Origin of the sequence: Streptomyces bluensis, from assembly GCF_014650715.1 — a bacterium.
In the GTDB taxonomy this organism is placed as follows: domain Bacteria; phylum Actinomycetota; class Actinomycetes; order Streptomycetales; family Streptomycetaceae; genus Streptomyces; species Streptomyces bluensis.
Genome location: NZ_BMVM01000002.1, coordinates 595,606 through 615,320, shown reverse-complemented (window position 1 = coordinate 615,320; position 19,715 = coordinate 595,606). Strand labels below are relative to the sequence as shown.

The following is a 19,715-nucleotide window of genomic DNA, read 5'->3' as shown; positions in this document are numbered from 1 at the left end:
TCGACCTAATCTATGCTTGCAAGTTCAACATTCGGCCATGCCTGCGTCTCTGCGCGGCCTTCCGCTTGCTGGTCGAGCGCGTGCAGTGCCGCTCGGGCCACGGCGTCGGCGTCGGACAGTGTGACCGAATCCACGCCCGGTCTGGCCCCGGCCGCGGTCACCCAGTGCACGCCCTCCGTGGGCACACCGAACGCGAACCGCCGTGTGTGCACGGCTCCGTGACGGTCGATCAGACGATACGGGCGCCGTGTTACGTCCAGCCCTCCGGTTTCGTAACCGTCGACGGTGTGCGGGCGCGCCTGACCCGCCTTCAGCAACCGGGCCAGGAGTTCGTCCGCGGTCCGGCGCAGGTCCGGTTCCGGGAGGCGCGCCTCGATGAGGGTGGTCGCGCGCACGGCCGAGCCGGGGACATCGGGGGAGTGCGCGTGCCAGGCCCCGTCCCGCGGCACCACGTGGAGGCGGGGGCCCACCACCGTCAGGACCCCGGCCTCGATCAGGGCCGCCATCTCCTCGATGCGGCTGCGGGGCGGGCCGATGGACAGGAACGCGTTGAGCGGCGTGTACCAGCCGTCCAGGTGGTCGCGGCGGGAGACGCCGCTCAGGCCGCCGTGGTCGACGATCAGCCGGAGCTCGTTGCGCAGGTCCCGCAGCACGTCGAGGGCGGCCTTGAGCGGGCCGTCGACGTTGCCGAGCGCGGCCTGGGCCGCGTCCTCGGCGAGGTACGCGAGCAGCCAGCTCCGCCAGGCGCCGGGGTCGGGGAAGACCTGGTCGCCGTACGGCCGCGCGACACGGTTCCAGGACCAGCGGCCCGCGTGCGGTACGCCGAACTCGTCGAGGACCGCGGTCTCCTGAGGGCTGCGATGGGGGGCGGAGAGGAAGCGGTCGAGGAAGGCGGCGAGGGCGGGGCTGTCCCTGAGTACCCCTTCGTAGTAGACCGTTTCGACCTCCTTCGCCACCAGCGGCCATATCTCCGTCAGGAAGTCGGGGGCCTCGCCCGAGTCCGCGCGTTTACGGAAGCCCGCTATCACCTCGGGGGTGAGGACGAGCGGGGTGTGACGGCCGTACGGGCCCTTCGCGTTGTCGCCGCGCGCTTGGTACGGGATGCCGCGCCGGGAGCCCGCGTACAGGCGCGGCTCACGGCCCGACGGGAGATAGCGCAGACCTCGCGGCCCGTGGACGAAGCGGCCGCCCCGCCCGGTGGTCAACAGCGCCATGTGGTCGAAGAAGTTGAGGCCGAGGCCGCGCAGGAGGACGGGCTCGCCGGGGGTGAGCGGATCGAGGTCGACGTCGGCCGGGTTGGCGGGCGGGATGTGGCGCAGGCCGTGCCGGCCGGCGTACGACGCGAGGTCGCGCTGGGGGCGGTCGGGGACCGTGGGCAGATGGCCCTGGGCGAGGACCACGGCGGACAGGCCGGTCAGGGTGCGGCCGGTGGAGAGGGCGAGGGTCTGGCGGCCGTCGGGGGCGTCGTCCAGACGGACCGCGCGGGCCGTGTGCACCTCGACCCGTATCGCGGGCGGCGCCTCGCGCACCACCTCGCTGAAGACCCACTCCAGGTAACGGCCGTACTGGGCGCGGGTCGGGTACGCGTCGGGGCCCAGCTCGCCGGCCGCCCACGCGTGGAGGCTCGGCCCCGGGCGGATCGGGCCCGAGCAGTCCACGCTGTCGTCGGTGAACAGGGTCACCTGCGAGGCCACGGTGTTCATGAGCAGGTGAGGGGACTGGGCGGTGCGCCAGACCAGGCCCGGTCCCGGGGGAGCGGGGTCGACGACATGGACGGTCAGGCGGGTTCCCGGCCGCAGCAGCTCGGGCGCGGAGGCGCACAGGCGCTCCAGGACGCTGGTGCCGCGCGGGCCCGCGCCGACGAGGGCGAGGGAGACGGAGAGGGCCTCGGGGGAGCCCTCAGCGGGGTCCTCGGAGGGGCCCTCGGCGGGGGCGGCGGTCGCTGCGGACAAGGCGTGTGACTCCCGTGCATGGAGGGCGCGATACGGAGAACCGTCCGCTGGAAGCGGACGGTCCGCCTCATCATGCCGTCGTCCGGGGCCGGAGCCGAGACCTGAGGACACCGGGTGTGGGATGCCTCACGAGCATCAGGGGCAACAGAACTGACACATGAACGTATGAGGCAAACGGGCGCAAGACGGTTATCGGGGGTCGAGTTATCGGGGCCGAGTTATCGGGGGTGAGTTATAGAGGGTGAGGTATCGGGGGCGAGTTCGTACTCCGTCACCGTCTCCAGGCGGGGTCTGCCGTTCCGGGACGCCCGGGCCTGGTCGAGCCGCAGCCGGGCCGAGCGGCCGCGCAGGGTCAGGGTCATCAACTGGTTGCCGAACCACGGCCCGCCCGTCCGCCGCCAGTCGATGGAGGGCCGCTCACCGCGACCGTGCCGCGCGAACCAGCGGCCCAGGGCGCGCCCCACACCGCTCCAGCCGAAGCGGAAGCCGAGCCGGATCGACAGCGGGATCGAGTTGTGCACGGGCGAGCAGGTCAGCTGGAGCACACGGGAGCCGGGGCCGCCCCCCTCGGGCCAGGAGGGTTCCGCGACGTACGCGTGGTGCACGTCGCCGGAGAGCACGCACACGGTCGCCGGGGCCCGCTCGCCCGACCCCGCCTCGGCGACGAGCCCGGCCAGCGCCTCGAACGACGCCGGGAACGCGGCCCAGTGCTCCAGGTCCGCCCGCCGCCGCAGATCCTCCCCGAACCGCGCCCAGCGCCCGCCGCGCTCGCCCCGGCACAGGGCGGCGTTCCACGCCTCGGCGTCGTGCACGAGGTGGGGCAGCAGCCAGGGCAGGGAGGTGCCGATGAGGAGGTGGTCGTACGAGCCGGGTGTGTCCAGCACCTGCTCGCGCAGCCACCGTTCCTCGGCCGGGTGCAGCATCGACCGGCTGCCCTCCTCCAGGACGCGCGCCGCCCGGGTGTCGACCATGACCACCCGGACCCGCCCGAAGTCGCGCCGGTAGCTCCAGCGGACCGCGGAGGGGTCCTTGTCGGCCAGGGAGGCGTGCGCGCGCAGCAGGTCCGTGGCGTCGGCGGACGCGCGGACGGCGGCGTACAGCGGGTCGGCGGCCAGCTCGGCGGGGGACAGGTTGCCGAGGTGCTGGTGCACCCAGTACGACACCAGGCCGCTCAGCAGCCGCTCGCGCCACCAGGGGGTGGCCCGCATGTCGGCGAGCCAGGAGGCGCTGGTGTTCCAGTCGTCGATGACGTCGTGGTCGTCGAAGATCATGCAGCTGGGAACGGTGGACAGCAGCCAGCGCACCTCCGGGTCGAGCCAGGACTCGTAGTAGAGATGCGTGTACTCCTCGTAGTCCGCGACCTGGTCGCCGGGCGGTTCGGTGAGGTCGCGGCGGGCGGCGAGCCAGCGGCGGGTGGCGTCGGACGTCTCGTCCGCGTACACCTGGTCGCCCAGCAGCAGGAGCACATCGGGGCGTGTCGCCGTGGGGTCGGCGGCGATACGGGCGGCGAGGGTGTCCAGGGCGTCCGGGCCCACCGGGTCCGCCTCATGGGCGGGAGGGGCGGCCCAGCGGCAGGAGCCGAAGGCGACGCGGAGACCGTCCCCGTCGGGCGTGCGGATCTCGGAGGGCGGGAAGGGCGAGTCGGGCAGGGGCCACACGGGGGTGCCGTCGAGGAGGACCTCGTACGTCGACGCCGTGCCGGGACGCAGACCGGTCACCGGGACCAACGCGTAGTGGTGGCCCGCCACTTGGAAGGTGCGGGCCTCGCCGTGTGTTCCGTCGGCGCAGCGCACCTCGGCGGTGCACGGACGGCTCGTCTCGATCCATACGGTCGCGGACGAGCCGTCCACGTATCTCAGCAGCGGCCCCAGTCGCAGCCCCGCCATCGGCGATCACCTTCCTTCGTCGACCCGTACGGTACGGAACGACGGAGTGGAGCGGGGAGGTTCCGCCGGTGCCGACTGCCGGGTGAGGCCCGGGCGGGCGCAGGGAAGGCCCGGGCTCACCGCGGCGTCACGGTCCGGACGGGCTCGGCGCCCGGCCGGGGGGTGGAGGAACGGTTCAGCAGCCGGCCAGGTAGTTGGTCAGCGCGCTCTTCTCGGCCGAGTCGACCGACAGGTTGTAGTAGTACTTCACCTGGACCCAGGCGCGGGCGTAGGTGCAGCGGTACGCGGTGCGCGAGGGCATCCAGGTGGCCGGGTCCTGGTCGCCCTTCGCCTGGTTCACGTTGTCCGTGACGGCGATGAGCTGGGGGCGGGTCAGGTCGTTGGCGAACGACTGGCGCTGGGAGGTGCTCCACCTGCTCGCGCCGGAGTCCCAGGCCTCGGCGAGCGGCACCACGTGGTCGATGTCGACGTCGGAGGCGGCGGACCAGGTGGCGCCGTCGTACGGGGAGTACCAGCTGCCGCTGGTGGCGGCGCAGGCGGAGTCGGTGACGACGTTCGAGCCGTCGCGCTTGAGGACCGTCTCGCGGGTGTTGCAGGCGCCGCTGATGGTGATCCAGTGCGGGAACAGGTCACGGCTGTAGCCCGTGCGGTCCTCGGTCGCCACGTTCAGGGAGGCGAGGTAGGACCGGGCGGTGGCGCCGCTGACCGGGGTCGGGAGCGCGGCGGAGGCGCTCGGGCTGTTGAAAAGGCCCGCCATGGCGACGAGGCCGGTGATGGCAGCGAGTACACTGAGCCGTCGACGCGCGTAGAACTTGCGCATGCGAACTCCCTTGGGGGTGAGGGTGGTTAGGTGTGAGCACCGGAACTCTCGCGGCGCTCTGTTTCCTTCGGGTAAGCGTTCGGTGAGAAGTTAGTGACGCGCTCATGACAGAAACAAGCCCTTGGCGTGTGCAGGTTCCTGTCGGATTTCGGGGCGAGCCTCTGACATGCCACTTCGCCGCGGGCGGGAAGGCGCGGTAGGGGTTTCGGGGCGCGGGTGCGGGTGCGGGTGCTGAGCTGAGCCGGCGTCCGGCGGTGGACCCGTGACGGGAACGCGGCGGACAGGGTGGGTGCGCTGCCGGCTGCGGCGGGGGGCTGCCCGGTCCGCGGGTGAGCTCGTGGGTGAACTCGGCGTGCGCCTTCCGTGAAAGCCCAGGTCGGGAGTGGTGGCGTGGTGCGGCTCCATTTTGTATCGTGAAGGAACAAAGTGGCCCTCGCCCGTTTTCCCTGACCGGCGGGCGGGGTCACCTTGTCCTTCCGGGGCCGTTCGCGGCCCCCTTCCCGTCTCCTGGAGCACGCCGATGACGGCCACCACCGTTCTGACCGCCCGCGCCCTCCTGCTCGACATGGACGGCACCCTCGTCAACTCGGACGCCGTCGTGGAGCGGATCTGGCGCCGCTGGGCCGATCGGCACGGGCTCGACGGCGACGAGGTCATGAAGGTGGTGCACGGGCGGCAGGGGTACGCCTCGATGGCCGTCCTGCTGCCGCACCGGCCCATGGAGCAGAACCACGCGGACAACGCGCGGATGCTCGCCGAGGAGACCGCGGACGTGGACGGTGTCGTGGAGATTCCGGGGGCGGCGGCGTTCCTGGCCTCGCTGACCGATGTGCCGCATGCGCTCGTGACCTCGGCGAATGTCGCGTTGGCCACCGCGCGGATGGGCGCCGCCGGGTTGCCGATGCCAGGTGTGCGGGTCACCGCGGAGTCCGTGGGGGCGAGCAAGCCCGACCCCGAGGGGTTCCTGAAGGGGGCCGCCGAGTTGGGGGTCGCTCCAGCGGACTGTCTGGTCTTCGAGGATTCGGCGGCGGGCATCTCGGCGGGGCGCTCCGCGGGGATGCGCGTGGTCGGCGTGGGGCCCCGGTCCCGGGTTCACCGGCCGGATGTGTGGGTGCCGGATCTCACGGGGGTGACGGTGGACGTGTCCGACGGGGCCGGGATACGGGTGCGGGTGGGGTGACCCCTGCCTAGGGCTCCTCGGTTTCCGACTCCAGCCGCTCCCTCGTCGCCGCGCCGTACACGCCCCGGTCGTCCTCGTCGATGTCACGGGTGAACTGGTACCGGCGTACCGCTGCTTCGACCTGTTCGTCGAAGCTCTCGTCGATGTCGCCGAAGTAGACGGCCACCTGCCGGAGGCGGAGCTGGAGCTCGCTGACCTCGGGGCCGTCGTCGCCGAGACGCAGCGTCCGGGAGCTGCGTTCTTCGCCGACCTCCTCGGAACCGGGGGACTCCGAGGAGGTGACGCTGGGGGAGGGGGCGCTCGGCGTCGGGCTCGGCGAGGAGGAGGGGCGTGCCGAGCCGTCGGGCGTGGACGGGGACGCGCTCGGGCTCGTGGGCGAAGGCGCGGGCGGGGCGTTCGTCGCGGGGGCCCCCGATGGCGTCGCCCCGGAGGGTTCCGACGATGCCTCGTCGTCCGCCGACGTGTCCGGGACGCTCGCCCGCAGGTCGTCCGGCAGCGCGTGGTCGCGGGTGGGTGTGTCGTACGAGAAGAGACCCCCGGCGAAGCCCGCGGCGGCCAGCACGGTCGCGACGGCTCCGGCGAGGGCGAGCGGCACGCGGCGATTGCGCGGGGGGCGTGCTCGGGAGGCGACGGGGGCGTGGCCTCCGTGTGCCCGGGCTTGGCGGACCCGGTCTCGGGCTCGGGTTCGGGCTCGGCGGGTTCCGGGGTGCTGTGCTCGAAGAGGCGTACGTCGGCCGAGTCGGGGCGGGTCGTCGTGGACGCCACCGGCATGGCCAGGGTGGGGACGTCGTCGGGTTGCCGCGCGGTCGACGGGGGCGCGTCGGCCGGGGTTTTCTCCGGCTCGCCGCCCAGTTCGACGTACGGGCGTATGCGTAACGGGTCGAAGTCCTCGGCTGCCGCCGCCTCCGCCGTGCGCGCGTCGCGCAGGGCCTCCGAGGCGCGGCGGTTGCACGAGCAGGACGGAGTGCCGTCCAGCGTGCGCGGCGCCGCGCACTTCGGGCAGATGCGGCGGTGCGGATCGCCGCCGTTGCCGCTTGCTTCACTCACGTGTGGTCCCTCCCCGCGCGATCTCCAGAGATTATGCAGATCTCGCCCACAGAATCTCCCAGACATCCCGGAATCACAGACTCCGCCGGGGCTCAACAGGCCATAACCGGTCACACCGGCCACGATGGAGGAAGAAGCCCGGGACCGGGCTCCGCAGGACGCTCGCGCCTCGGGAGGTGTTCATGACGTCAGGAACGCCGGGAACCTCGGGTGCGTCCGGCGCGTCGGGCGCCTCGGAGGCATCCGGCACGTCGGGTGCGTCGCCTCCGTCGGGCGCGTCGCCTGGCTCGGAGGTGACCGGCGGGGCCGCCGGGAGCGCGAGCACCTCCCCGGTGCGGCCCGGGGCCGCCACCACGGAACGCACGAACCGCGGTGTCCTCGTCTCCATCAGTGCCCTGCTGCTGGGCCTGCTGCTCGCCGCGCTCGATCAGACCATCGTGTCGACCGCGCTGCCGACGATCGTCAGCGATCTGGGCGGCCTGGAGCACCTGTCCTGGGTGGTCACCGCGTATCTGCTGGCCTCGACCGCGGCCACGCCGCTGTGGGGGAAGCTCGGTGACCAGTACGGCCGCAAGCGGCTGTTCCAGACGGCCATCGTCATCTTCCTCGTCGGGTCCGCGCTGTGCGGAATGGCGCAGAGCATGCCCCAGCTGATCGGCTTCCGGGCGCTCCAGGGACTCGGTGGCGGCGGGCTCATCGTGCTGTCCATGGCGATCGTCGGCGACATCGTCCCACCGCGTGAACGAGGCAAGTACCAGGGGCTGTTCGGGGCTGTGTTCGGCGCGACCAGCGTGCTCGGGCCGCTGCTCGGAGGGCTGTTCACCGAGCATCTGAGCTGGCGCTGGGTGTTCTACGTCAACCTGCCGGTCGGGATCGTCGCGCTCGTCGTGATCGCCACCGTGCTGCGTGTGCCCGTCGGCGCCGCACGGCACGTCATCGACTACCTCGGTACGTTCCTCATCGCGTCCGTCGCCACCTGCCTGGTGCTCGTCGCCTCCCTCGGCGGCACCACCTGGGGATGGGGGTCGCCGCAGATCATCGCGCTGGCCGTGCTCGGGGTGGTCCTCGCCGCCTGCTTCGTCGCCGTGGAGCGCCGGGCCGCCGAGCCCGTCCTGCCGCTGAAGCTGTTCCGGATCCGGACGTTCACGCTGTCCGCCGTCATCAGTTTCGTCGTCGGCTTCGCCATGTTCGGCGCGCTGACGTACCTGCCGACGTTCCTCCAGGTCGTCCACGGCGTCTCGCCGACCATGTCCGGCGTCCACATGCTGCCGATGGTGCTGGGCATGCTGCTGGCCTCCACCACCTCCGGGCAGCTCGTCAGCCGAACCGGCCGCTGGAAGGTGTTCCCGATCGCGGGCACCGCCGTCACGACCGTCGGTCTGCTGCTGCTCCACCAGCTCGACGAGTACAGCTCCGTCGGCGAGACCAGCGCGTACTTCTTCGTCTTCGGAGTGGGCCTCGGCCTCGTCATGCAGGTACTGGTGCTGATCGTGCAGAACGCGGTGCCGTACGAGGACCTGGGCGTCGCCACGTCCGGCGCGACCTTCTTCCGCGCCATCGGGGCCTCCTTCGGCGTGGCCATCTTCGGCACGGTCTTCGCGAGCCGCCTGGGCGACAAGCTCGCGGCGGCGCTCGGAGGCGCCCGTCTGCCGCCCGGCGTCACTCCGGCCACGCTGCGCGCCGACCCGCACGGCATCGCCAAACTCCCGCCCGCCCTCCGCGCCGACGCCCTCCACGCGTTCTCGTCCTCGATCACCGCGGTCTTCGTGTACGCGGTGCCGGTCACCTTCCTCGGCTTCGTGCTGGCCTGGTTCCTGCACGAGGACCGGCTGCGGGGCTCGGTGACGGCGCCGGACATCAGCGAGACGCTCGCGACCAACCCGGTCCAGAGGTCGTCGTACGACGAGGTGTGCCGGGCCCTGTCGCTGCTCGGGTCCCGGGAGGGGCGGCGGGAGATCTACGAGAAGATCACCGCGCGAGCGGGCTACGACCTGCTGCCGGCGGCGAGCTGGCTGCTGCTGCGGATCAGGAAGTACGGCCGGGCCGAGCCCGCGCTGCTGGCCGAGGGCCGCACCGTGCCGCTGGACGTCGTCCTCGCCGCGTCCCGTCAGGTCGAGGAGCGCCGTCTCGTCCGCCGCCAGGGGCTCGAACTGGAGCTCACCGACACCGGCCTTGAGGCCGCCGACCGGCTGGTCCGGGCCCGCGAGGAGTCCCTCGCCGAACTCCTCGGCGACTGGTGGGGGCCGGACCGCCCCACCGACCTCGCGCAGCTGGTGGCGGAACTGAACGCCGAGCTGTGCGGCTCCGACGAGGAACGGCCCCACGACGGCCCGGGCAGCCGACCGCACGGCGGGGCCAAGCGCCGCCCCATCGGTGACAACCTCTAGAGGTCGTTTCGCAACAGGTCCTTCCGGAACAGGTCCTTCCGGAACCAGTGCTCGGCGTAGAGTTGCTGGTTGTGGGGCTCGGTCTCCTCGTAGCCGAGCCGGGTGTACAGGGCGCGGGCCTCCACCAGGTCGTTGCGGGTGTCCAGCACCATCCGCTCGGCACCCAGGTCGCGGGCCGCGTCCTCGGCGGCGGTCACGAGCAGCGCGGCCCCGCCCCTGCCCCGCGCCCGCTCGTGCAGGAAGACCCGCTTGAGCTCCGCCGTGACCGGGTCCAGCATCCGTACGCCCGCGGTGCCCAGGGGCTCGCCCCCGTACCGCGCCACCAGCAGCAGCCCGCCGGGCGGGGCCAGGTAGTCCCCGCTGTCCGCCGCGACCTCGCGCTCCAGCTCGTCCGGGTCCGTCCGGCGCCCCTCGTGCAGCAGGTACCAGCGGTCGCTGACCTCCGTGTAGTACGCCCGCCAGAGCGCGACGGCGGCGGGGGAGTCATGGGGCTCCGGGGCGATGGACCAGGCGGTGGTCGTGGTGGAGGACATGCGGGTCATTGTCGGGAGGGTGCACCGATCGACCGCAAACGATTATTCGCCGACCGGGAGCGGGGCACGCACTGACCGCGCGCTCAGCTCTCGCCGCGCTCCCGCCCACGGCGCTCGCGCCACTGCCGGACGAGTTCTTCCACGTCGTACGGCTTGAGGCCCAGGGGCGGGCCCGGTGGGGGCTTGAACATCATGTCGCGGATCTTCGTGTTGACCTCAGTGATGATCTTCCGCACGAGCCGTTCGGAGGGGGCCGACGCGGCGGCCGCGAGCGCGTCCTCGGCCTCCTTGCGCAGGGCGAGTGTCGGCGGCAGGACCGACATGCCCTCGCGGGCCATCTTCTGCTTGATCCACCACAGTTCGTCGTACGACGTGTCGTCGCCGCTCAGTGGTTTCCCGGCGCCGGGAAGCGTCGCGAACTCGCCGCGCGCCTGCGCGTCCCGGATCTGTTTGTCGACAAAGGACTCGAAGCTGACACCCGGTGGCTTTCGCTCGGTCATGCCCCCATTGTGCCCGAGTCGCCGGGCCCTTCTGATGGATCTCAAGGGCCCGGGCCGCCGAGTCGGCGATTTATCATGCGGCGGCGGTGCGCGGAGCGTGCGCCGCGAAGCGATTATCGGATCCTCTGGGCTGCGGGACGCGCAGACCGGAACCCGTGACCCAGAAGGAGCGCACGTGCTCGAACTCACCATGGCCTCGGTCTCCGAGGAGGACACCGGGGCGACGGCCGGGATGCTGATGGCCGAAGCGCCCAGCGAACCGGGCACGGTGCTGCGGGTGGGCCGCGACAAGACCGTGTGCCGGCTCGCCACACCCGACGACTGGCTGTTCGTCTCCCGGGTCCACCTGGAGTTCCTGTGCGGGCCCGACGGCGGCTGGCAGGTGACCTGGCTGCGCGGCACGCACGCCGAGCCGTCCTCCGAGGTGAGCCTGACGCCGGCCGGCCGGCAGGCGCAGCCGCTGCCGTACGGCGGCACCGTCACGCTCCCGCGCGGCAGCTCGGGCGAACTCGTCATCCGGGACCGCACCGCCCCGCGCAGCGTCAATGTGGGCTTCTACCACGAGGCCTGAGAAGGTCGGGAGGCTTGAGAAGGCCGGGAGGGCCCGCGCTTCAGTCCAGCACCCGGGCCAGCGCGAAGCCGTCGTGCCCCTTGCTGCCCACCGTCTGCACCGCCGTGCCGCTCACCCTCGGGTGGGAGGCGATCAGCTCCAGTGCGGCCCGGGTGCCACGGATGCCGGGGTCGTCGCTGCCGGCGTCGGCGATGCGGCCACCGCGGACGACGTTGTCGAGGACGATCAGCGCGCCGGGACGGGTGAGCTTGAGGGCCCACTCGACGTAGTTCCGGTTGTTGGCCTTGTCGGCGTCGATGAAGACGAAGTCGAACGGCTCCGGGTTCTCGTCGGCCAGTTTCGGCAGCGACTCCAGAGCGGGGCCCACCCGCACCTCGACGAGCCGGCTGAGACCGGCGCGGTCCAGGTTGCGGCGGGCCACCTCCGCGTGCCGGACCTCGTACTCGAAGCTGATCAGCCGGCCGTCCTCGGGAAGCGCGCGGGCCAGCCAGATCGTGCTGTAGCCGCCGAGTGTGCCGAACTCCAGGATGCGGCGAGCGCCCTGGACCTGGGCCAGGAGCTGGAGCAACTTGCCCTGGTTGGGGGCGACGTTGATGTGCGGGAGCCCGGCCGCGTCGCTGTCGCGCAGCGCGGCGGTCAGCGCCTCGTCCTCCGGTGCGAGAAGGGTGGAGAAGTAGGCGTCGACGTCGTTCCAGAGCTTCGACTCGCTGCTGCTCATGCACCATGCCTTTCGTCCGTCCGGTCAGCGTGGCCGGCTTTCTCTCGCCGGGGCGCGACCCGCGCCCCGGGGCGCCCCGCTGTGATCTGTGTCGCCTCGCATGGGTGAACGCAACCCTCCGCGCACTATCGTCATCCGGACCAAAGCGGGGAAGACGTCAGGTGAAGTGGGGGTTGCCTGCGTCTCACACCTGGGGCAGTGCGAGGCTCTGAGGTAGTTCTTAGGGTGCGCACATCGTGGCATACGGGATAAGCGGGGCGGGAGGGTCGACGGGGCGTGGCGAACGCGGAGCAGAGCAGACCGGGGAGTGCCTTCGGGGCGGGCGTGGTGGCGACGAGGCTGGGGGCGGTCCGTGCCGTCCTGTGGCTCGTCGTCGCCGTCCTGACTGTGCGTCAGGTCGCCGTCGTGCTGAGTACGCCCAAGGGGGAGCGGCTGACGGATCTGGAGACCTGGGTCGGTCCCGACGGCGTACTCCATGTGACGGGCTCGCTGTACGACTCGACCCGGTTCACGGGCACACCGTTCGGCGGGCTCGTCCTCAAACCGCTGACCCGTTCCGCTGAGCAGGCCCTCGGCTGGGGCTGGACCTTCGGCACACTGCTCCTGGTCGTCGCCCTGGGCCTGATCGCGGCCCGCGCCCTGCCGGGGCCCACCTCCCGCCGTACCGCCCTGCTCGCCGCGCCCGTCGCGGTCAGCCTGCTTCTGCTGTCGCTGCCGGTGCGCAACGCCCTGTATCTGGGCCAGACCAGCATCATCCCGGTGCTGCTCGTGCTGGCCGGGTGCTTCGCCGTCCGGGGGGAGCGGACGAGCGGGGTGCTCATAGGGGTCGCGGCCGCCTTCCAGCCGACCGTGCTGCTGTTCACGGGGCTGCTGTGGTTCACCGGGCGCCGGCGTGCCGCCGCGTCCACCGGGATCACGTTCGCCGCATGCACCGCGCTCGCCTGGGCGGCGATGCCGCAGGACTCGTACACCTACTGGGTGCACCACCTCGCGGGTGTCGGCCTCGGTGGCGCGGCGGACGACCTCGCCAACCAGTCCCTGCACGGCGCGCTGCTCAGGCTCGGCCTCACCGGCCCGCTGGAGATCGGCCTGTTCCTGGTGCTGGGCGCCGCCGTCGCCGTGGCCGGCCTGCGGCGGGCCGTGCGGTACGCACGCGACGGGCAGCTGCTGCTCGCGGTCGCGATCACCGGCTGTGTCGCGATCGCCGTGTCGCCCACGACCTGGCAGCACCAGCTGCTGTGGGTGCTGCTCGCGGTGGTCGGCCGGGTGGGCCGGAAGGCCTCCGACCGGTACCTGTGGCCGGTCGCCGTCATCCTCGTGATGACGCTGCCCGCCAAGATGATGCTGCCGAACATGGCGGCCCTGTACCCGCTGCGTGACAACGTCGTCCTGCTGGCCGCGCTCGCCGCCGCCCTGGTCGTGCCGTTCCTGTCCCGGACCTCGCCCCACTACCAGTCGCCGATCCCGACCGACTACGCGGCACCGGTCCCCACGCGCTTCCAGCACGTCCCGCTCCTGCCGTTCCTGCGCCGCGTCCTCACCCGCCCGAACCTGCTGCTCGAACTGCTGCTGATCCGCGTCACCTACGCCGCCTACTCGCAGGTCCGGCTCGCGGCGACCGGCGGACGGGCCACCGCCGAGGAACACGGCCAGGAGATCCTCGACATCGAGAAGGCCCTGTTCATCGACATCGAGTACTGGGTCAACCACACCGTGGTGAAGATCGACTGGCTGCGGGGCTTCTTCGACTTCTACTACACGTCGTTCCACTTCGTCGTGCCGCTGGCGGTCCTCGCCGTCCTCTACGTCCGCCGCCCGGTCGACTACCGCTGGGCGCGCTCGTCCCTCGGCTTCGCCACCCTGCTCGCGCTGCTCGGCTTCTGGCTGTACCCGCTGGCGCCGCCGCGCCTGATGCCGAACCTCGGGATCATCGACACCGTGCACGGCGTGCAGGACTTCTCCCAGCCCGACTACGGCTCGCTGACCGCGCTGACGAACCAGTACGCGGCGATGCCGTCGCTGCACTTCGGCTGGTCCCTGTGGTGCGGTCTGGTGATCGCGATGCTGGTGCCCAAGTGGTGGATGAAGGCGCTGGGTCTGCTGCACCCGTTCTTCACGGCCCTGGCGATCGTGGCGACCGGCAACCACTGGGTGCTGGACGCGGTCGGCGGCGCGGTCGTGGTGGGCGGCGGCTTCGGGCTGACGTACCTGCTCCAGGGCCCGCGCGCCCGTACGGTGACGAAGACGGCGGAGGTCAGCAGCGACCGGGAGACGGCGATGGACCGTACTCCGAGCTGATCCGGTACGCGCCCGGCTCGGTCACCGTCAGCCGTGTGAACTCGCCGTCCCGCGTCAGGCATCCGCCGTCGACGCGCAGCCATGGCGAGTACGCCACCCGCACGGTCACCGAACCGGAGCGCGCCATCCGCAGGTCGACGGAGGCGCTCGTGGTCCGTACGACGGTCGCGGGGGCCGAGACGAGCGGTACGGCCCCGCGCACCCGGTACACCCGCCAGTGCGCGTCCCGCCACACCGGCTCCAGCCAGTCGGGCCGCTCCTCACGCACCAGCCGCGCCTCGTCCTCGGCGAACCCGTCCGGCTTGCCCAGCGGCAGGACGACGAAGCCAACGGCCCAGCGGTCAAGCCAGGCGCGGTAGGTGGCCTCCGAGAAGGTGCCGTCGTAGAAGAGACGGCCGCGCTCCATGTCGAGCTGGCGGTTCCAGCCGCGCGCCAGGTTCATGTGCGGAGCGAGAGCGGTGGCCTCGCGGTGGTTGCGGGCGGGGACCACCTCGACGCGGGTGCGGTCGGCGCCGGCCCGCTTCAGCGCCTGGACGACGCCCCGGGTGTCGGCGGCCCACGCGGGCACGGTCGTGGACACCTTCAGGTCGTCGACCGTCTTCTTGCCGACCCAGCCCACGGCGAAAACGAGGACCGCGATCAGCAGATTCCGGCGCAGTCCCCGCACCGTGAGCAGCGCGGCGAGCAGCACGGCCGGCGCGAACAGCTCGGCGAACCGCTCGACGTTCGTGCCGATGGGGGAGGCGACCAGGTACACGAGCACGGTCCCGGTCGCGTAGACGACCCCGGACCATCGCGCCACCCGCCAGCTCCGCGGGGCCAGCGCCGTCACGGTCAGCCCGAGCAGTACGGGCGGCCAGATCCGCCCGGGCGGCATCAACTGCTCGCCGGTGAACGGGAAGAACAGCGTGGTCGCCCCCACGACCACCGCCGGCGGCACCAGCAGCGCCGCGGCCCGCCCCCAGTCCCGTACGACGAGGAAACCCGTGCCCACCACCGCCAGGAACAGACCCGCCACCGGGCTCGCCATCGTCGCGAGCGCCGCGTAGGCCGCCGCTAGCACGACCCGCCGCTCGCGGGTCAGCAGCAGGCAGGCGGCGAGGCCGAGGGCGGTGCCCAGCGCGAAGGTGGAGCGGCCGGAGGCGACGTTGCACCACAGCGCGAGCGACGCCAGGAGCGCGGGGCCCACGGGCCGCCGTACGCCCGCCCGTTCGACGAGGACGGCCGCGAGCCAGGACGCGACCAGACCGGACACCACGGTGACCGTGCGCACCCCGGCCGCGGCCATCAGATAGGGCGAGATCAGGCTGTAGTTGGCGGTGTGCATCCCCCCGTACCAGAAGAGGTTGTACGCCGATCCGCCGTGCCGTGACACGAACTCCGCCCACGCCTGCTGGGCCGCGAGGTCCCCGCCGCCGGTGGCGAGGAACAGGTACCACACCGCGTACAGCGGGAGCGTGGGGGCCGTGGCCAGGAACGGCACGCGGTAGCGCTCCCACAGGGTGCGGAAGGGACGCTTCCAGCGCGTGGCCGTGAGGTCCGGCCGGACGACGGAGAGTTCGGCAGGGGCCACGGCTCAGGGGTTCCGTTCGGGGTCTTCGAGATGACGGGTGTGACGATGCCACAGTCGAAGACGTGGAACGGCGTCAGATCGTTCACGGTCGTGCGTGTTTGACGTGAACAGGGTGCTCTGGTTCTCGTCCGGCTCTGGCGTGCGGGCCGACGGAGCCGGGAAGCCGTCGGCCCGGGTACGGGTGACCTGAGCCGCTCAGTCCGCGCTGACCTGGAGTTCCTTGATGCCGTTGATCCAGGCGGAGCGCAGGCGCCGCGGGTCGCCCGCGGGCCTGAGGTTCGGCAGCGCGTCGGCGACCGCGTGGAAGATCAGGTCGATCTCCAGGACGGCCAGGGACTTGCCGAGGCAGAAGTGCGGGCCTCCGCCGCCGAAACCGAGGTGCGGGTTGGGGTCGCGGGTGATGTCGAAGGCGTCCGGGTTCTCGAAGACCTCGGGGTCGTGGTTGGCGGCGGCGTAGAAGAGCCCGACCCGGTCGCCCTTCCTGATCAGCTGCCCGCCGAGTTCGGTGTCCTGGGTGGCGGTGCGCTGGAAGGAGTTCACCGGGGTGGCCCAGCGGACGATCTCCTCGGCGGCCGTCGCCGGGCGCTCCCGTTTGTAGAGCTCCCACTGGTCGGGGTGGGTGAGGAAGGCGTGCATGCCGTGGGTGATGGCGTTGCGGGTGGTCTCGTTGCCCGCGACGGCCAGCATCAGGACGAAGAAGCCGAACTCGTCCGAGGCGAGGTTGCCCTCGTCCTCGGCGGCCACCAGCGTGGTGACGATGTCCTCGGCCGGGCACTGCTTGCGGTCGGCGGCCATGTTCATGGCGTAGGCGATGAGTTCGGTGGCGGACTCCTGGCCGACCTCCTCGGTGATCGCGTACTCCGGATCGTCGTACGCGATCATCTTGTTGGACCAGTCGAAGATCTTGGCGCGGTCGTCCTGCGGGATGCCGATGAGCTCGGCGATGGCCTGGAGGGGCAGTTCGCAGGCGATCCGGGTGACGAAGTCGAACGGTCCGGGCTGCGCCAGCGCGTCCTGGGCGATGCTGTGGGCGCGGGTGCGCAGGGCGTCCTCCAGGGCGCGGATGGCGCGCGGGGTGAAGACGCGCTGCACGATCTGGCGGACCCGGGTGTGCTCGGGCGGGTCCATGTTGAGCAGGATCAGGCGCTGGGCGTCGATGGCGTCGCGTTCGATGTGCTCGTTGAAGCGGATGATCGCCGTGTTGAGGTACGAGGAGAAGAGCTCCGGGTGCGTGGAGACGTACTTGACGTCCGCGTGCCGGGTGACGGCCCAGTAGCCGTCGTCGTCGAAGCCGGCCAGGCCGTGCGGCTGTGCGATCCAGCGGACCGGTTCGGCCCGGCGCAGTTCGGCGTACTCCGGCAGCGGAACGCGGTGGTGCAGCAGATCGGGGTCGGTGAAGTCGAACCCGTCGGGCAGCGCTGGACAGGGCATGCGCGACTCCCGTCGTTCTGACGGCCCATCAGTTAGGAGGATGTGCGGAGACGGTAGTAACCGGTTCTACAAGTCGCAAGAGGCGTGGGTGCCTCAATTGCGTGCGGAACTCGTGCAGATCAAGCCATCGGAGCCTGCTGGAGCCCGCTGGTGGCTGCACGACCCTTGCGGCGGCGGACACGCCGTCAGCACACTGCCAACAGAACTAGAACGCGTACTAGTTCTGCGTGGCGGGTCGGGCCGGGACGCCCCGCGCCGCGCGGGTAACCGAGCAGAGGAGCCCCCATGGCCGCGGAACCCGTGATCGTCGAAGCCGTACGCACCCCCATCGGCAAGCGCGGCGGCGCGCTCGCCAACCTGCACCCCGCCTATCTCCTGGGCGAGACCTACCGCGAACTCCTCGGCCGTACCGGCATCCAGGCCGACTGCGTCGAGCAGATCGTCGGCGGCACGGTGACCCACGCCGGCGAGCAGTCCATGAACCCGGCGCGGACGGCCTGGCTGACCATGGGCCTGCCGTACGAGACCGCGGCGACGACGGTGGACTGCCAGTGCGGCTCCTCGCAGCAGGCCTCCCACATGGTGGCCAACATGGTCGCCGCGGGCGTGATCGATGTGGGCATTTCGTGCGGTGTCGAGGCGATGTCTCGGGTGCCGCTGGGATCGGCGTCCAAGCACGGTCCGGGCAAGCCCTTCCCCGACGAGTGGAACGTGGACCTGCCCAACCAGTTCGAGGCGGCGGAGCGGATCGCCCGGAACCGGGGGCTGACGCGGGAGAACGTCGACGCGCTGGGGCTGCTGTCCCAGGAGCGGGCGGCCGTCGCCTGGGCGGAGGAGCGCTTCAAACGGGAGACGTTCGCCGTGCAGGTGCCCACCACGGAGGACGAACAGCGGGCAGGGCAGGGCATGTGGCGCCTCGTCGACCGGGACGAGGGGCTGCGCGACACGTCGCGGGAAGCGCTGGCGCGCCTGAAGCCGATCATGCCGACGGCGGTGCACACGGCGGGCAACTCGTCGCAGATCAGCGATGGCGCGGCCGCGCTCCTGTGGACCTCGAAGCGGATGGCGCGGGCGCTGAAGCTCCGGCCGCGGGCACGTGTGGTCGCGCAGGCGCTGGTGGGGTCGGACCCGCACTTCCACCTCGACGGGCCGATCGACGCGACGCGGGCGGTGCTGGGGAAGGCCGGGATGTCGCTCAAGGACATCGACGTGGTCGAGATCAACGAGGCGTTCGCGTCCGTGGTGCTGAGCTGGGCACAGGTCTTCGAGCAGGACCTGGCGAAGGTGAACGTGAACGGCGGCGCGATCGCGCTGGGTCACCCCGTGGGGGCGACGGGCGCACGGCTCATCACGACCGCACTGCACGAACTGGAGCGCACGGACAGGGAGTTCGCGCTGATCACGATGTGCGCGGGCGGGGGACTGGCCACGGGGACGATCATTCAGCGGTTGTAGCGGTTGTAGCGGTTGTAGCGGCTGTAGCGCTGGCCGGTGGAGCGCCGGGGCAGGGGCCGGGCCAGGCCGGGTCAGTACAGGAACCGGTGGAGGGGCTCGGACTCCGTCAGGAGCATGGTGACCCGGTGGGCGAGACGCTGCCACGCGTCCTCCTGCGCGGAGGTCAGCCGTACGTCCTCGCCCCCGGCTGCCTCCAGCGCCGCGAAGAGGACGGCTGTGTCGGCATCGGGGACCAGATCCACCAGCGCGAGCACCCGCGCCAGCGCGCCGACCAGGCCGGCCGCGGTGTCCGCACCCGGCCCGTCTGCCGACGGGATCGTGCCGCGCAACGCCGCGACGGTCCCCGAGGCGTCCCGGAGGCCCGGAATGTCCGTCGGTGAGGCGAGGGCCGCGGACAGTTCACGCAGCAGCGCGTACAGCACGTCCGTTTCCCTCGCCGGTATGTCGGCGATGCGCAGGCCCACGTGCTCCCAGCGGCCGTTCGGCGTCCACACCCGCGGCCCCCGGGCCACGGCCTCGGCGAGTTCCGCACGGATCCGCCGAAAAGCCGCGAGCCCGTCGGTGAACAGTGCGTGATCGTGGGTCCCACGGGGCGATTCGGCCAAGGGTGCCAGAAGGTGGTGCTCCGCCCGGTCGCACTGGGCGCCGAGGTCCGGGTCGACGACGACGATGCGGGCCGACGCGCGCTGCGCTCGCTGTTCCATGCCGGTCAGCCTGCCAGCCGCCACCGACAACCGGGCGGAGTGACCGTGCTCAGTACCAGCCGTTGGCCCGCCAGAACCTCCAGGCGCCGCACGGGCTGCCGTAGCGGTTGTTCATGTATCTCATACCCCATTTGATCTGGGTGGCCGGGTTGGTTCTCCAGTCCCGGCCCGCCGAGGCCATCTTCGAGCCGGGCAGGGCCTGGACGAGACCGTAGGCGCCGCTGGAGGCGTTGGTCGCGGTCACGCGCCAGTCGCTCTCGCGGTCGACGATCCTGGCGAAGCACCGGTACTGGTCCCGCTCGCCGATCATCTTCTTCGCGACCGCCCGGGACCGGGCGGGAGAGTTCTCCGGCGCGGCCTGCGCGGGTGTGGCGGTGAGCAGGGTGCCGGCGGCGGTGGCTGCCGCCGCTGCGACGGCGAGGGCCTTCTTCGGGGTGGTGGCGGGACGGAGGACGGTCGAGACGGACATCGGGATGCCTTTCGTCGGGAACAGGACTGTCGCCGGCATGCCCGCGCCGCGTGGTCGGTGTGCCCGTGCGGCGCGGTCATGCGCCGACGCCGTGGCCCGGGTGGGGCGAGTCGGCGCCGCGCGACGCCCACTAGAAAAGCGGGTCGGGCACATGTCCGTGATCTACGCTTTTGGGCTAGTTAGAGTCGCGT

The 19,715-nt window shown here is 71.8% G+C and carries 16 protein-coding genes; 5 read left to right on the top strand and 11 right to left on the bottom strand.

Going from position 1 to position 19,715, the window contains the following annotated elements:
• Window positions 1-5 precede the first annotated feature (5 nt).
• From IE262_RS07915 to IE262_RS07905, 3 genes are all read right to left on the bottom strand, one after another.
• Complete coding sequence (locus tag IE262_RS07915) at window positions 6-1,952, bottom strand: FAD/NAD(P)-binding protein (RefSeq protein WP_189872334.1); 1,947 nt, start codon at window positions 1,950-1,952, stop codon at window positions 6-8.
• 218 nt (window positions 1,953-2,170) lie between these two features.
• The gene (locus tag IE262_RS07910) at window positions 2,171-3,838 is read right to left on the bottom strand and encodes an alkaline phosphatase D family protein (protein ID WP_189872332.1); all 1,668 of its coding nucleotides are present in this window, start codon (window positions 3,836-3,838) and stop codon (window positions 2,171-2,173) included.
• A gap of 175 nt (window positions 3,839-4,013) precedes the next feature.
• Window positions 4,014-4,658, bottom strand: a complete 645-nt coding sequence (locus tag IE262_RS07905) for an HNH endonuclease family protein (RefSeq protein WP_189872330.1) — start codon at window positions 4,656-4,658, stop codon at window positions 4,014-4,016.
• A 520-nt stretch (window positions 4,659-5,178) separates the two neighbouring features.
• On the opposite strand from IE262_RS07905, the gene IE262_RS07900 reads away from it, so the two are divergent.
• Entirely contained in the window at window positions 5,179-5,838 is a 660-nt protein-coding gene (locus IE262_RS07900) for an HAD family hydrolase (RefSeq protein ID WP_189872328.1), read from the top strand.
• Window positions 5,839-5,845: 7 nt separating this feature from the next.
• Here the strand turns inward: IE262_RS07900 and IE262_RS39390 are convergent, their stop codons facing one another.
• A complete protein-coding gene (locus IE262_RS39390; protein WP_229877148.1) occupies window positions 5,846-6,433 on the bottom strand; it encodes a peptidoglycan-binding domain-containing protein in 588 nt (195 codons plus the stop codon).
• A gap of 634 nt (window positions 6,434-7,067) precedes the next feature.
• Here IE262_RS39390 and IE262_RS07890 point away from each other — a divergent pair.
• Window positions 7,068-9,272, top strand: a complete 2,205-nt coding sequence (locus IE262_RS07890; RefSeq protein WP_229877147.1) for an MDR family MFS transporter — start codon at window positions 7,068-7,070, stop codon at window positions 9,270-9,272.
• Here the strand turns inward: IE262_RS07890 and IE262_RS07885 are convergent.
• Together IE262_RS07885 and IE262_RS07880 are read right to left on the bottom strand one after the other, a co-directional pair.
• Entirely contained in the window at window positions 9,269-9,814 is a 546-nt protein-coding gene (locus tag IE262_RS07885) for a GNAT family N-acetyltransferase (RefSeq protein WP_373304988.1), read from the bottom strand. The two genes, IE262_RS07890 and IE262_RS07885, sit on opposite strands and share 4 nt — an antisense overlap.
• Window positions 9,815-9,888: 74 nt before the next feature.
• Entirely contained in the window at window positions 9,889-10,305 is a 417-nt protein-coding gene (locus tag IE262_RS07880) for a DnaJ family domain-containing protein (RefSeq protein WP_189872323.1), read from the bottom strand.
• 175 nt (window positions 10,306-10,480) lie between these two features.
• Here IE262_RS07880 and IE262_RS07875 point away from each other — a divergent pair, with 175 nt between their 5' ends.
• Window positions 10,481-10,876: an FHA domain-containing protein gene (locus tag IE262_RS07875; RefSeq protein WP_134031771.1), complete on the top strand. Its 396-nt coding sequence runs from the start codon at window positions 10,481-10,483 to the stop codon at window positions 10,874-10,876.
• Between the two features lie 40 nt (window positions 10,877-10,916).
• On the opposite strand, the gene IE262_RS07870 is transcribed toward IE262_RS07875, so the two are convergent.
• On the bottom strand, window positions 10,917-11,594 hold the full coding sequence (locus tag IE262_RS07870) for an O-methyltransferase (RefSeq protein WP_134031774.1): 678 nt from the start codon (window positions 11,592-11,594) through the stop codon (window positions 10,917-10,919).
• 276 nt (window positions 11,595-11,870) lie between these two features.
• On the opposite strand from IE262_RS07870, the gene IE262_RS07865 reads away from it, so the two are divergent.
• Entirely contained in the window at window positions 11,871-13,892 is a 2,022-nt protein-coding gene (locus IE262_RS07865) for a bifunctional glycosyltransferase 87/phosphatase PAP2 family protein (RefSeq protein WP_189872320.1), read from the top strand.
• Here the strand turns inward: IE262_RS07865 and IE262_RS07860 are convergent.
• Entirely contained in the window at window positions 13,849-15,465 is a 1,617-nt protein-coding gene (locus IE262_RS07860; protein ID WP_189872318.1) for a DUF8823 domain-containing protein, read from the bottom strand. The genes IE262_RS07865 and IE262_RS07860 overlap by 44 nt on opposite strands.
• Before the next feature lie 195 nt (window positions 15,466-15,660).
• Window positions 15,661-16,896 carry a cytochrome P450 gene (locus tag IE262_RS07855; RefSeq protein WP_189872315.1) on the bottom strand — a complete coding sequence of 412 codons (1,236 nt, stop codon included), beginning with the start codon at window positions 16,894-16,896 and terminating at the stop codon, window positions 15,661-15,663.
• A gap of 285 nt (window positions 16,897-17,181) precedes the next feature.
• Here IE262_RS07855 and IE262_RS07850 point away from each other — a divergent pair, with 285 nt between their 5' ends.
• Window positions 17,182-18,351, top strand: coding sequence for a steroid 3-ketoacyl-CoA thiolase (locus tag IE262_RS07850; protein WP_134031786.1), 1,170 nt, complete (start codon window positions 17,182-17,184; stop codon window positions 18,349-18,351).
• 71 nt (window positions 18,352-18,422) lie between these two features.
• Here the strand turns inward: IE262_RS07850 and IE262_RS07845 are convergent, their stop codons facing one another.
• Both IE262_RS07845 and IE262_RS07840 read right to left on the bottom strand, forming a co-directional pair.
• On the bottom strand, window positions 18,423-19,055 hold the full coding sequence (locus tag IE262_RS07845) for a hypothetical protein (protein ID WP_189872312.1): 633 nt from the start codon (window positions 19,053-19,055) through the stop codon (window positions 18,423-18,425).
• Window positions 19,056-19,104: 49 nt separating this feature from the next.
• The gene (locus IE262_RS07840) at window positions 19,105-19,524 is read right to left on the bottom strand and encodes an aggregation-promoting factor C-terminal-like domain-containing protein (RefSeq protein ID WP_134032883.1); all 420 of its coding nucleotides are present in this window, start codon (window positions 19,522-19,524) and stop codon (window positions 19,105-19,107) included.
• Window positions 19,525-19,715 lie beyond the last annotated feature (191 nt).

What these genes read in the sequence shown, in the direction of transcription:
- IE262_RS07880 (WP_189872323.1), bottom strand. Translation starts at nt 10,305, where the DNA reads ATGACCGAGCGAAAGCCACCGGGTGTCAGCTTCGAGTCCTTTGTCGAC.
- IE262_RS07845 (WP_189872312.1), bottom strand. Translation starts at nt 19,055, where the DNA reads ATGGAACAGCGAGCGCAGCGCGCGTCGGCCCGCATCGTCGTCGTCGAC.
- IE262_RS07855 (WP_189872315.1), bottom strand. Translation starts at nt 16,896, where the DNA reads ATGCCCTGTCCAGCGCTGCCCGACGGGTTCGACTTCACCGACCCCGAT.
- IE262_RS07850 (WP_134031786.1), top strand. Translation starts at nt 17,182, where the DNA reads ATGGCCGCGGAACCCGTGATCGTCGAAGCCGTACGCACCCCCATCGGC.
- IE262_RS07900 (WP_189872328.1), top strand. Translation starts at nt 5,179, where the DNA reads ATGACGGCCACCACCGTTCTGACCGCCCGCGCCCTCCTGCTCGACATG.
- IE262_RS07840 (WP_134032883.1), bottom strand. Translation starts at nt 19,524, where the DNA reads ATGTCCGTCTCGACCGTCCTCCGTCCCGCCACCACCCCGAAGAAGGCC.
- IE262_RS07910 (WP_189872332.1), bottom strand. Translation starts at nt 3,838, where the DNA reads ATGGCGGGGCTGCGACTGGGGCCGCTGCTGAGATACGTGGACGGCTCG.
- IE262_RS07885 (WP_373304988.1), bottom strand. Translation starts at nt 9,814, where the DNA reads ATGACCCGCATGTCCTCCACCACGACCACCGCCTGGTCCATCGCCCCG.
- IE262_RS07890 (WP_229877147.1), top strand. Translation starts at nt 7,068, where the DNA reads ATGACGTCAGGAACGCCGGGAACCTCGGGTGCGTCCGGCGCGTCGGGC.
- IE262_RS07870 (WP_134031774.1), bottom strand. Translation starts at nt 11,594, where the DNA reads ATGAGCAGCAGCGAGTCGAAGCTCTGGAACGACGTCGACGCCTACTTC.
- IE262_RS07905 (WP_189872330.1), bottom strand. Translation starts at nt 4,658, where the DNA reads ATGCGCAAGTTCTACGCGCGTCGACGGCTCAGTGTACTCGCTGCCATC.